The sequence below is a fragment of the Gilliamella sp. ESL0441 genome, assembly GCF_019469185.1.
Lineage (GTDB): Bacteria > Pseudomonadota > Gammaproteobacteria > Enterobacterales > Orbaceae > Gilliamella.
This window is the reverse complement of the sequence record NZ_CP048264.1, coordinates 1,637,449-1,650,509: the sequence shown is the minus strand read 5'-3', so window position 1 is coordinate 1,650,509 and position 13,061 is coordinate 1,637,449. Positions and strand designations below refer to the sequence as shown.

Genomic DNA, 13,061 nt, shown 5'->3' with positions numbered 1-13,061 from the left:
TTTCTTTTATTCATAATAGCGCCAAGCAGGCAATTTTTAAAAATCCCTGCTTGGTGGGCGTAGATAGATGCCATATGGTTTTCAAAACGTCTAAAACTCATTTTTTGACAATGGCGTTTCTGCAACTTGTCATTTATGATCCTTATTTTTTAAGTTTAAGCAATCTTAAAGCATTGGCTGTGACAATCGCTGTTGTCCCCGAATCTGCTAATACAGCAAGCCAAAGTCCTGTAATACCAAATAGGCTGGTAATTAAAAATATCAACTTAATGCCTAAAGCAATTGTAATATTCTGTTTGATATTACGGTTAGCAAAGCGTGTTAAACGTATCAATTTTGGTAAACTCAATAAACTATTTTTGGTTAAAGCCGCATCGGCTGTTTCGAGTGCGACATCTGTTCCGCTACCCATTGCAATACCTACAGTAGCGGCTTTCATGGCAGGGGAGTCATTAATACCATCGCCAACCATGGCAATAGCGGTTGTGGTGCTTATTTTTTCAATTTCATTTAATTTATCGGCCGGTAAAAGTTCCGCTCGGTAATCAATATTGAGTTGTTGGGCAATAGCTTTGGCTGCTCGTTCATTATCACCTGTTAGCATCAAGGTTTTTAAGCCTAATTGATGAAGTTGATTGAGTGCACTGACCGCATCTTGGCGAAGTACATCTTGCAAAGCAATGATACCCAATAATTTTTGATGAGATACTACAACGACAACCGTTTTTCCTTCAGTTTCAAGCTGTTGTATAAGCTGTGCATCTTCTTGGGGTAATTGGGTTGATAGGGTGTCGAGTCTATTCGGGGCTACAACGTAAAAAGTCTCTTGATTGATATCTCCTTGAATACCGACCCCAGCAATCGCTTTACGATTATTGGCTTCAGTAAAAACAATCTTATTTTGTTTAGCATAGTCAAGGATAGCTTTGGCTAACGGATGATGTGATCCACTTTCCACCGCAGCAACAACAGTTAACAAGTGTTCGGTTGTGATATCACGATTGATAACATCGGTAACTTGAGGTTTGCCTTCGGTCAGGGTTCCGGTTTTATCAAAAGCAATCATTTTGATTGAACCTATATGTTCTAGGGCTGCACCGCCTTTAATTAAAACACCATATTTAGCCGCACTCGATAACGCAGAAGTAATAACAGCCGGTGTTGAAATCACTAACGCACATGGACAACCTATTAGTAGTAACGTTAATCCACGATAAATCCATGTGTACCAATCAGTCTGAATCAATAGAGGCGGAATAACCATTACTAATAGCGATAATAGGGCAATAGCAGGGGTATAATAGCGACTAAATCGATCAATAAATCGCTCTATCGGTGCTTTGCGTTCTTCAGCATCTTCAATAAGTTGTAAAATACGGTCAACAGCGTTTTGTCCTGTTTCTGAGACAACTTTTAATTGAATGGTGTTATCTACCACTAGTGAGCCAGCTAAAATTTTATCACCATATAAATAATTGACTGGAATCGATTCCCCTGTTAGTGCGCTTTCATCAATGCTGGCTTGCTCACTGATTAAGATCACATCTGCCGGTAATCGACCGCCTGATGATATTTCGATAATATCGTCTGGTTTAAGACTATGACTTGCCACCGTTTTTCGATTTCCGTCAACAACAATCACGGTTTCTTCTGGCATTAATTCAACCAGTGAGGAAATACCTTTTTTAGCTTTATTGCTGGCAATCCCTTCAAGCATTTCGCCAATCATAAACAAAAAAATCACCATGGTGGCTTCTTCTGCGGCACCGATAAATAGCGCACCAATAGCCGAAATACTCATTAGCGTTTCAATGGCAAAAGGAGTGCCACTACGGGTTAATGTGATGGCTTCTTTGGCTATTGGAATGATGCCAATAATAGCCGTAACAATGAAGGCATATTTACCTATATCATGATTGATTAACAGGATGATATAACTTATTACAATTAAGATACCTAGCGTCACTAAAGGCAGTAGTGCTTTTTTATCCAAACTGTGTGAATGCTCATGATGATGTGGTGAGGATTCAAAAATAGGGGTATAACCTAATTCAACCACTTTATCTTCAATGAGTTTGATAATTTCTTTATTTTTGTTGGGCACAAATACCATGAGTTTTCCAGTTGAAAACGTTATTTTTATTTGATTGATATCGGGTAACGTTTTGATTCCATTTTCAATTTTTTGGGCGCAATGCGCACAATCCATGCCTTGAATTTTCCATGTTAATTTGACAGTTGGGCTTTGCTGGTCAGGTTCATCGGGTGGAGGATCAAGATCATTGGTTTGCGTTTGAATATGATCATGATTTTCACGTCCCAGATTGGATTGATGGTTTTTATTAATATTACGGGCATGAAGTGAATTATGTGCATGATTATGTGTGATGTTTTGGCAGCTATCATGGCAGTGATGATCAGCGTGCTGATGAGTGGATTTGTTATTATATAACATAACGTTACCTCGGCTAGTCGATGATTTTTATTGTACGCTTGTATCATTAAAAATAAATCTTTTTTTAATGATATTTGTCAAGGTTTGGTTTGTCTTAATTAAAAAGGATTGAAAACAAATCATGTGGGATTAAACCCGAATGCTTAACATGTTTTTTGTTATGCTTATTTTCAGTATATAATTATTTCATTCTATATACAGGAAATCACTATGCCGAGTACTTCATCTTTTCGACAATTAAAAGGGGTAATTTTTACTGCTTTTCTTGTTACTACTTTCATTATCGGGATCGCAGGCGCTTTACAATCTCCGACATTAAGTCGTTTTTTAACTGATGAAGTCAATGTTGATCCCATTCTTGTCGGTCTTTTTTATTCAGTCAATGCGATTGCCAGTATTGTGGGGAGTTTCTTGTTGGCGAAATATTCGGATAAAAAAGGGGACAGACGACTCATTGTCATATTCTGTTGTTTAATGGGTGTTTTCAATAGTCTGATTTTTGCCTTTTCTCGGCACTATATCTTTTTGATTACGTTGGGTGTGTTATTTGCGGCATTATCCTCAGCGGCAATGCCACAAATTTTTGCGTTAGCACGTGAGTATGCGGTTAAAACGGGTCGTAATGTTGTGGCATTTAACTCACTTATTCGAGCTCAACTTTCCTTGGCTTGGGTTATTGGCCCACCTTTGTCATTTACTCTAGCGATTGAGTATGGTTTTACTACCATGTATCTAAGTGCAATGGGGATGTTTTTTGTTGCGATGATCTTTGTTGCCATTTTTTTGCCTTCAGTCGAAAAAAATCCGGCTACACAGCAAACTCAAGCTATAAATCAGCAGGAGATAAATCAACCGTTATTCCAAAATAAAAATGTGGTTTTTTTATTTTTATCAACCGTATTTATGTGGACGGCGAATATGATGTATATCATCGATATGCCATTATATATAAAATCGAGTTTACATCTGTCGGATTCCTTGCCGGGTCAGTTAATGGGGCTTGCTGCAGGAATCGAAATTCCGGTTATGCTAATTGCTGGTTTTTTAGTACCTTATTTAGGAAAACGTAATCTATTTTTTATTGCAATTGGCTGTGGTGTTCTGTTTTATATTGGCATCATCCTGTTCAAAAATGAAGTAGCACTATTTTCATTGCAAATTTTTAATGCACTTTTCATCGGTATTGTGGCGAATATTGGAATTATCTATTTCCAAGATCTTCTTCCTACCCGAATGGGCGTTGCTTCAACGCTTTTTAATAATGGTATAACGTGTAGCGTTATCATTGCCGGTCTGATTCAAGGTTTCGTCTCTAAAGCATTTGGACATGAAATGATATATTGGATCGCTTTAATTATGGTGACGGTTTCTTTCCTGTTTTGTGCTTTTGTTAACGAATCAAAATCAAATCCTTAATAGTCTTTGTACGTCTTTCGATATAGGAAAGACGTACGCATTAAGCATTAGTCAAAATTTAACGCATTTTGCAATGTGTTAAGACTAGGATAATGTGTTCTTTCATAACTCATAGGCGTGATTGCAACATAGCCACTGTTTGCTATATCCAGTTCTTTGTCTTCATGGCAAGCGGTTTGATTTCGTTTAGCTCTGAACCAAAAATAGTCATGTCCTTCTGGGTCTTTAGTCGGGGTGAGTATCAGTTCGCTTACATCCGGTTCCCCTTGTTTGGTGAGTTTATATCCTTTTATTTGATCAGCATTACAATCTGGAAAATTGACATTAAAACAGATGTTTTTAGGCATTGATAACCCATGCAATTTTCGAATGACGTTTTCAGCATGGTGAATGGCACAATGCCAATTTGTCGGTTGATTATCTTCACTGCTCACTTGGCTTAATGCCATTGCCGGTACGCCAAGGGTCATCGCCATCATGGCTGCCCCAACGGTACCCGATAAAATCGTTTCAAAGCCAACATTAGACCCATTATTAATACCGGATAAGACTAAATCAGGTAATTGGTCTGTCATTAGATGTTTTAATGCAAATAACATGCAATCTGCTGGCGTACCATAAACGGCGTATTCGGTATGAGAACGTTTAGAAACTCTGAATGGGGCTTTTAAACTGACGGAACAAGAAACGCCGCTTTGATCTATAATTGGCGCCACTACCCAAACTTCATGAGCCAGTTTTTCCGCCACATTTTTTAATATTTTGATACCTTGGGCATCGATGCCGTCATCATTCACTAATAAAATACGATTCACTAATTTGACATCCATTTTGTTTCCTTATGTTGTTCGTTACTCAGTAAAAGTGTCACATTGTTCAATTGAACCACTATCAAACCCTTTTTTAAACCAAGCGTAACGTTGTTTCGACGTGCCATGAGTAAAACTATCGGGTACTACATAGCCATCACGTTGTCGTTGTAGGCGATCATCACCAATGGCTTCGGTTGTGTTCAGTGCTTGCTCGATATCACCAACTTCAAGTAAGTTCTGTTTTTGAACTGCATTTCCCCATAACCCTGCATAGCAATCGGCTTGCAATTCTAATCTTACTGATAATTGATTATCGCTAACATCGGAATATTGTTTAAATTGTTTTAGTTGATTAAATGTGCCGAGTAGATTTTGCACATGGTGACCGATTTCATGGGCAATGACATAACCTTGCGCAAAATCACCGCCACCGCCTAGTCGCTGTTTCATCTCTTGATAGAAAGAAGTGTCCAGATAAACCGTTTTATCAATACTACAATAAAACGGCCCCATAAAGGTTTGACCGGTACCGCAAGAGGTTTGCGTTGAGCCTGTATAAAGAACTAATTTGGGTGGGATATAAGTTTTGCCGAGATGTTTAAATTCCTGGCTCCAATAATCTTCGGTGCTGGCTAAAATGACCGACGTAAATTTCGCTGCTTGCGGATCATCAATCGCATACTCAGCGCTGTTTTGTGGAGTGCTATTAAGATCAATAACATCTGAATTGAGTAAACCCGTTAAATCAACGCCATAATAGCCGGCGATTAAAACAACAATGAATAGAACAACTCTACCTTTACCACCAATAGGAATTCGCGTTCCTAGTTCACTTCCTGATTGTGAGCGGCGATCTTCAATATTATCACTCTCTCTTTGGTCTCTCCAGCGCATAGGAATTACCTCATCAGTTTTAGTAACGTCATTTTAAAGGATTATTTCATGGGATACTAGGTAAAGTTAAATTTGTTACAGGTGAACGATTTAGAAAAGAGTAGAACAGCTATTTTAAAAAAATTTAACCAGAATTGTGTCGAATATATTGACGTGAAACTTTCAACTATCAGATTGGTTGTAATTTTACAACCTGATCTTATGTTGCTATAATTAAAGCCTATTTTTTGTCAAACTAAACGTAATTATCAAACTTAATTGATTGATAGTAATAACGATAAATCGTTTAATTCTTTTTCTGTTCCTTGTATATCTTCAAAATTTAAGTAATCAATAAACCATTTGTTGTCACTAAAGCACTATAGCAAGTCTTTATCAAAATTGTATTCAACTTATTCCATAATTTGCATGAAAATAGGCGGTTTTTTATGAAGAAGGCAAAAAAGTCAATTACAAAACCTTTGAATATTAATGATATTACCATTATTGATGATAGTAAGCTTAAAAAAGCCATTACGGCTGCTGCACTCGGTAATGCGATGGAGTGGTTTGATTTTGGTGTTTATGGTTTCTTAGCCTATATATTAGGGCAGGTGTTCTTTTCAAATGCATCGCCCAGTGTTCAAGTTGTCGCTGCGTTAGCCACTTTTTCAGTCCCTTTTTTAGTGCGTCCATTGGGCGGTGTGGTGTTTGGTTTATTAGGTGACAAATTAGGACGGCAAAAGGTGCTGTCTATGACAATTGTGATTATGTCGTTAAGTACCTTTTGTATTGGCTTAATTCCTTCTTATGCAACTATTGGGATTACCGCACCAATCTTATTGTTACTGGCGAAATTAGCACAAGGATTTTCAATTGGTGGTGAATATTCTGGAGCGGCAACCTTTGTGGCTGAATATTCGCCTGATCGTAAACGAGGATTTATGGGGAGTTGGCTGGATTTTGGGTCAATTGCAGGCTTTTTAATTGGTGCAGGGTTGGTTGTCATTTTATCTACTTTATTAGGTGATGCCAAATTTCGAGATTGGGGATGGCGTATCCCGTTCTTTTTTGCGTTACCTTTAGGGGTAATTGGTCTGTATTTGCGTCATGCGCTTGAGGAAACGCCCACTTTTCAGCAACAATCTGAGTCTAATGAACAACGGTCTGAAAAACCAACTAAAATTACGTTAAAACAGATTTTAACCCAATATTGGAAGAGTTTTATGGTCTGCGTGGGCTTAGTGATCGTGACCAATGTTACTTATTATATGTTGCTGACGTATATGCCAAGTTATTTATCGCACGATTTAAATTATCATTCCGATCATGGTGTATTACTGATTATTGCGATAATGATTGGTATGCTATTTGTTCAACCTATGATTGGCTTAATAAGTGATAAAATTGGGCGAAAACCCTTTATTATTGGCGGTAGTGTGGGGTTACTTATTCTTGCTTATCCGGCCTTTATGATGATTAATAGTGATAATATTGGTTTAATCTTTTTGGGATTACTAATACTTGCCATACTACTTAATTGCTTTACAGGTGTGATGGCATCTATTTTACCCGCTATTTTTCCTACCAATATCCGGTTTAGTGCGTTAGCTATCGCTTTTAATATCTCGGTATTAATTGCCGGAGCAACCCCAACAGTGGCAGCTTGGCTTGTCGAAGAAACCAATAACTTATATATGCCTGCATACTATTTGATGGTTGTAGCAATTGTTGGATTAGTCACTGGTTTAAAAATGCGAGAAACCGCAAATCAACCATTAAGAGGCGCCACACCAGCCGCTTCAAATCGTCGAGAAGCAAAAGAAATTTTATCGGATCATTTTGATTCAATTGAACAAAAAGTTGAAGATATTGACGAACAAATCGAGAATCTGCAAGAACAGCGTCAAGATTTAGTGGATCAGCATCCTAAGTTAGATTGAAAATTACATGATTCCAGTTATTAGGGAGTCTACCGATAGCTCGTTTAACACAATAGCAATCTATAGTCATTTTTAGTGGTCGTATGTGAAAAATTTAATGAATAAGATAATTTGAGGGGGATTAATTCTAATCCCCATTTTTTTTAAATTATATCAATAAGATTGGTTGGTTTTGATTAATCATTTATTAGCCATTTAATTTGTCGTTTTTATTGAGTTTTCGGTATGTGTTTTTTTTATATAAGATGGAATTAAAGGCGCATTGTGATACAAAACAACCCATGAAACACCTTCAGAGGGAACTTCACGTAAAAAATGTTTAACTAATTTATCTCGTTCATTATCGTCTGATGATACCTCATTTTTGTAAATTTCAATAAACTCTTTTAAGATTTCATATCTATCTATAGCTGGTGTATCGAATGAATTGCAATTTAAACCCTCTTCATTATAATTAGCGTACTTTTTTCTTTCTTCAATGTCTTCTTCATCCCAGTCGAAATAGTTTTCAATATAGTCATCAAATAACGCGTTAAACTTTTTGTAAAAATACTCTCTTTCATCTTTTATCAAATCAACTTTTTCTGGAGTTTGATAACCTAAAGTTCTAAATATTTTTTCTGCAACCTGAGTTTTTGATAATAGGGTGTGCTTATAAGATTTTTTTTTACGATAAACATGAAGCGATAATAAAACAGAAATTAAGCTCAATGATATTAAAAAAAGGGGATTATTCCCGACTTCCATTATAAGACAAATCAAAGGAATAACTAACGAAATTGAAATAATTATCATTGCATCATCCCAAAATGATGAATATCGCATCATGGATTCCGATCCTTCAGTTGCAAAAGGGTGTAGCCATAAATGAAAGTCTTTCGGACGGCGTACAGCATAAGCAAAATAGTTACCATCTTGTATAGGATCTACAACCATTTCAACATAATCACCATCATGAAAATAAACTCTTGAAAATACTCCTTCAATAATATTGTTGCCTAATTTACATTGAAAAAATTGCACTAAATTATCTTTTTCAGTTAATTCAGGGTTTCTGTTTCTTATAAGATTGAGCTCATGAACTTGATTCATATTGCCTATTTTTAATATATCTGTTTCTGTTAAACCAGCTGTTTTTGTCGCTTCAAGGAAAGTTTCGGTGTTATTGAATATTTTTAGGTCTGATATATAACCAGTCATAATTTGAAAATAATAATCCATATATTGTGCATCCTGATAATTGTTTATTGTAATTTTAATCATTACTCAATCAATATTATTTTATATAAAAAAGAGTAACGAAATACTGTTTTATATTGCAGTTTACTAATATGATGACAAATGAACTGTCATTAGGTCAATAATATTTAAATTAAACAAGAAGGTGTTTTATAAATCGCTAAACAATAAATTGCCATAAAAAATGCAAAAACATCATGAATTAATTAAAACAAAAAGAAGTGTTTTATTGATAATTTTTGATTATTGATTTTAAGTGATTTTAGGATAAATAATCTCAAGTTTAGCTAGTTCATTTGTTTAAATTTTTAATATTGTTAAATACTTTTTTTCTATTTACATATATTTTTTAAATAAATAATAAGCCATACCGCCTAATAGTATGGTGATTGCATAGAGCTTCCATAGACTTTGCCAGATGATTGAAAAATTGACGTTTTTTAAATAAATCTGTTTAGTCAATTCGATAAAGTGACGCACTGGATTGATTTCAGTTAAATACTGTAAGCAGAGTGGCATGTTTTCGATTGGCGCAATAAAACCAGATAGTAAAATAGCAGGCACCATAAAGGTAATAATACCGATAAAGGCCTGTTGTTGAGTTGAGCAAAGTGCTGATATAAATAATCCAAATCCCACTAAAGAGAGTCCGTAACTCATCATACAGACATAGTACCAAATAAATGATCCTTGAAACGGGATTTGATATATAAAAATACTGGCAATAAGTACGATTGTTCCTTGTAATGTTGCCACAATGATTGCCGGTATCGCTTTACCAACAAAAATTTGCCATGTCATTAAAGGTGAAATACGTAGTTGGTCAAGCGTACCTTGTTCACGTTCTCTCGCTACTGATAACGAGGTTACGATCATAACGCCAATGGTGGTAATAAGTGCAACCAGCGAAGGTAAGATAAAATGTTTATAGTCTAAATTACTGTTATAATGGTGACGAACGATTAATCCGCCCTTATCTTGATTCATATTTTGTTGCTGATATTGCATAATAATTTGTTGAATATAGTTAGCGGCAATTTGGGCACTATTCGATTTACGACCGTCTAAAATTATTTGGATTTGTGGCGATTGTCCATTCAGTAACTTGCGAGAAAAATCAGCAGGAAATTGTACAACCACTAAGGCCTTTTGATGATTAATCGTGTCAGTAATGGCTTGCTGTGAATCTAATATCAATACGTTTGAAAAACTGCTGGCATGGGCTATACGATCGATTAACTCCGTCGTCGGTTCATCAATCGTGGGGCGATAAACGGCAATGGTCGCATTATTGACATTCAAGGTTGCAGCAAAGGGAAAGATAAAAATTTGTAGCAATACTGGCACGATTAAGATAATGCGTGTCTGTTTGTCTTGCCAAAGTAGGGCTAACTCCTTTTTGATTAGAGTTAATGTGCGGTAAAAGGCGATAGTGTTGAAAAATTTTAACATAGTATTACTTCTTTACCTTAATCTAATTGCATTCGGGTTTTTTTGAAAATCACCACAAATAACAGCAATAAACACATCAGTAAAAAGCCTGCATTAATCAGCATGACTGAAAAAATATCGCCCGCTAAAAAGAGGGTTTGTAGAATATTGACGTAGTAACGTGCAGGAATGATATAGGTAACCAGTTGAATGATAGCAGGCATACTATTGATTTCAAATACAAAACCTGACAGCATGACCGCAGGTAAATAGGCCGCGTTTAACGCTATCATTGCGGCATTAAATTGATTCCGCGTAAGGGTGGATATTAATAAACCAAGTTGCAAAATCACCAATAAAAATAGACTGCTGAGTAGTAACAATAACGTAAAGGATCCACGAAAAGGGACATGCATAATGCCTACGGTGACAATAAAACAGATAATTAAGGCTATTAAACCGATTAAGTAATAGGGAATCAATTTAGATAATAAGAACTCCAACTTGGTCATCGGGGTAGAGAGCAATGCTTCCATTGTGCCACGTTCCCATTCTCGAGCTATGACTAGCGACGTCAATATCGAGCCAATTATCGTCATAATAATGGTTATTGCACCAGGCAAAATAAAATTTTTGCTGATTGCTGCGGAGTTAAACCAAACGTGCGAAGTCATGTCGATCATTGGTTGACTACTCATTAATTGCTGTTGACTGCGCTGCTGTAACCAGATTTGCCACACGCCGGTTAAATAACCTTGTACAAAATTAGCGGTATTCGGCTCACTTCCATCGGTAATTAACTGAATGGCTGCTTGCCTATTTTGCACTTGTTGAGCAAAATTAACTGGAATGATAAGCATACCTCGAATTTCGCCAGCATTTAATTTTGCCGATAATGCTGAACGATTATCCAGATATATGGGGTCAATATAGGGGGAACCATTTAATACTTGGACAAAATCATGGGCAGGTTGACTTTTTTGTTCAACTAATACCCCAACACGGATTTTATTGGAATCTAAACTAATACCATAGCCAAATAAGAAGAGTAATATCAATGGAATAATAATTGACATAATCCAACTGCTCGGGTCACGAATAATCTGTTTCATCTCTTTTTTACACAGTGTTAATGTTCGAGATAGTGAAAATATCATTTTGTTGCCCCTGAGTTAGCGTCGTTAACCAATTTAATAAAGGCTTGCTCCATGGTGGCGTTGCTTGCGACCGATTGTTTAAGTTGGTTGGGGGAACCCAAAGCAATTAACTTGCCACCATTAATTAATGCAATGCGATCACAATATTCGGCTTCGTCCATAAAGTGAGTGGTGACCATGACCGTAACTCCTTTTTCGACTAGACTGTTGATATGGATCCAGAACTCACGACGAGTGATAGGATCGACGCCAGATGTCGGTTCATCAAGAAACACAATATCGGGTTTATGCATTAACGCACAGGCTAAAGCTAATCGCTGTTTGAATCCTAAGGGGAGTGATTCTGGTGTTTTGTCTAAAATCGGCTCAAAATTAAATGCGGTTATCATCTCATTCATGCGCAGTGTTTGTTCACTGCCCATTAAGCCGTAGATACCTGAAAAGAAGCTTAAATTTTGGCTTACAGTTAATCTGTCATATAAAGAAAAACGTTGTGCCATATAGCCAATGCGTTCACGTACTTTAGTTGCACTTTTTTTGAGATCAAATCCCAATACTAACGCTTGCCCATCACTAATCGGTAATAAACCACACATCATTTTAAATGTTGTCGATTTACCTGCGCCATTGGGCCCTAATAAACCAAATATTTCACCACGCTTTATGGCAAAATTAACATGATCCGTTGCAATAAAATTACCAAAAGTTCGGGTAAGATCTTTTGCTTCTATGACAATATCGTTTGGCAGACCGGCAACCTGCGGCATAATTTTAGTTAATATTGATTCTTTTTGAGTTATTCCGCCTAATCGGTCAATAAACGCATCTTCAAACCGTCCTAAGGTAGGTTGATAAGTGATGTTAAGTGTCCCAAGTTTTGCTATGACTTGTTCAATGGCGTGATTCGGCTTGAGTATTAAGCGAATACGGTCACCTTCAATCACGCCGTCACTGACTTCAGGGAGTTTTAAGGCTTTTTGTAATAACCGACGATGTGAAGTTGGCGAAGTGAGCAGGTAAACCCGATCTTTGACACGTTCAGTTAAACATGAGGGTTGACCTTGAAAGAGTAATTCACCTTGATTCATCAGTAAAATTGTTTCACATTGCTCGGCTTCATCAAGATAAGAGGTGCTCCAGATAATTAACATCCCTTCTTTGGCTAGTTGATGAACCATGTGCCAAAGTTCTTGGCGTGAAATAGGATCCACGCCAACACCTGGCTCATCAAGTAATAATATTTGTGGATCGCCAAGCAAAGTACATGCTAACCCCAGTTTTTGCTTCATTCCCCCCGATAACTTGCCTGCCAAACGTTGGGTAAATTTAGTTAAATCGGTGAATTTTAGGAGTTTGGCAAAAATTTGTTGACGTTCTTCTTGTTTGATATGTCGCAGATCTGCAAATAAATTAAGGTTTTCAATAACCGTCAAATCCTCGTAAAGACCAAACTTTTGAGGCATATAGCCTAAAATTGCGCGCAATTGTTCCCGATCTTCAGTCGGATTATATTGCGCAACATTAATTTGACCTGCACTTGGCGAAAGCAAGCCTGCCAGCATACGCAATAGTGTTGTTTTCCCTGCACCGTCAGGGCCAACCAATCCTGTCACACCCTGTGCAAAAATTGTTGTCGATAAAGGTTTTAGTGCGACAGTGACTTGCTGATTTTTTTGCTTAAACACTTTGGTCACATGAGTGAGTTTGATTTGCTGGCGATTTTGTTTAGTCATAG

Annotated in this window: 9 protein-coding genes; 2 read left to right on the top strand and 7 right to left on the bottom strand. The window is 36.8% G+C overall.

The features are described 5' to 3' along the window. Window positions 1-142: 142 nt before the first annotated feature. On the bottom strand, window positions 143-2,455 hold the full coding sequence (locus GYM75_RS07420) for a zinc/cadmium/mercury/lead-transporting ATPase (RefSeq protein ID WP_220215342.1): 2,313 nt from the start codon (window positions 2,453-2,455) through the stop codon (window positions 143-145). 210 nt (window positions 2,456-2,665) lie between these two features. On the opposite strand from GYM75_RS07420, the gene GYM75_RS07415 reads away from it, so the two are divergent. Next, the gene (locus GYM75_RS07415) at window positions 2,666-3,871 is read left to right on the top strand and encodes an MFS transporter (protein ID WP_220215341.1); all 1,206 of its coding nucleotides are present in this window, start codon (window positions 2,666-2,668) and stop codon (window positions 3,869-3,871) included. Window positions 3,872-3,918: 47 nt separating this feature from the next. Here GYM75_RS07415 and surE read toward each other — a convergent pair whose 3' ends face one another. Continuing rightward, complete coding sequence (surE, locus tag GYM75_RS07410) at window positions 3,919-4,701, bottom strand: 5'/3'-nucleotidase SurE (protein WP_220215340.1); 783 nt, start codon at window positions 4,699-4,701, stop codon at window positions 3,919-3,921. Window positions 4,702-4,722: 21 nt separating this feature from the next. Continuing rightward, complete coding sequence (locus GYM75_RS07405) at window positions 4,723-5,577, bottom strand: neutral zinc metallopeptidase (RefSeq protein WP_220215339.1); 855 nt, start codon at window positions 5,575-5,577, stop codon at window positions 4,723-4,725. Between the two features lie 428 nt (window positions 5,578-6,005). Between GYM75_RS07405 and proP the strand changes: the two genes are divergently transcribed. After that, window positions 6,006-7,499, top strand: a complete 1,494-nt coding sequence (gene proP / locus GYM75_RS07400) for a glycine betaine/L-proline transporter ProP (RefSeq protein WP_220215338.1) — start codon at window positions 6,006-6,008, stop codon at window positions 7,497-7,499. Window positions 7,500-7,694: 195 nt separating this feature from the next. Here proP and GYM75_RS07395 read toward each other — a convergent pair whose 3' ends face one another. The 4 genes from GYM75_RS07395 to GYM75_RS07380 form a co-directional block, all read right to left on the bottom strand. Further along, complete coding sequence (locus GYM75_RS07395; protein WP_220215337.1) at window positions 7,695-8,762, bottom strand: hypothetical protein; 1,068 nt, start codon at window positions 8,760-8,762, stop codon at window positions 7,695-7,697. A 312-nt stretch (window positions 8,763-9,074) separates the two neighbouring features. Then, a complete protein-coding gene (locus GYM75_RS07390) occupies window positions 9,075-10,190 on the bottom strand; it encodes an ABC transporter permease (protein WP_220215336.1) in 1,116 nt (371 codons plus the stop codon). Window positions 10,191-10,207: 17 nt separating this feature from the next. Continuing rightward, the gene (locus GYM75_RS07385; protein ID WP_220215335.1) at window positions 10,208-11,326 is read right to left on the bottom strand and encodes an ABC transporter permease; all 1,119 of its coding nucleotides are present in this window, start codon (window positions 11,324-11,326) and stop codon (window positions 10,208-10,210) included. After that, window positions 11,323-13,059 carry an ATP-binding cassette domain-containing protein gene (locus tag GYM75_RS07380; protein ID WP_220215334.1) on the bottom strand — a complete coding sequence of 579 codons (1,737 nt, stop codon included), beginning with the start codon at window positions 13,057-13,059 and terminating at the stop codon, window positions 11,323-11,325. The genes GYM75_RS07385 and GYM75_RS07380 overlap by 4 nt, the downstream gene beginning before the upstream one ends. Between the last annotated feature and the right edge of the window lie 2 nt (window positions 13,060-13,061).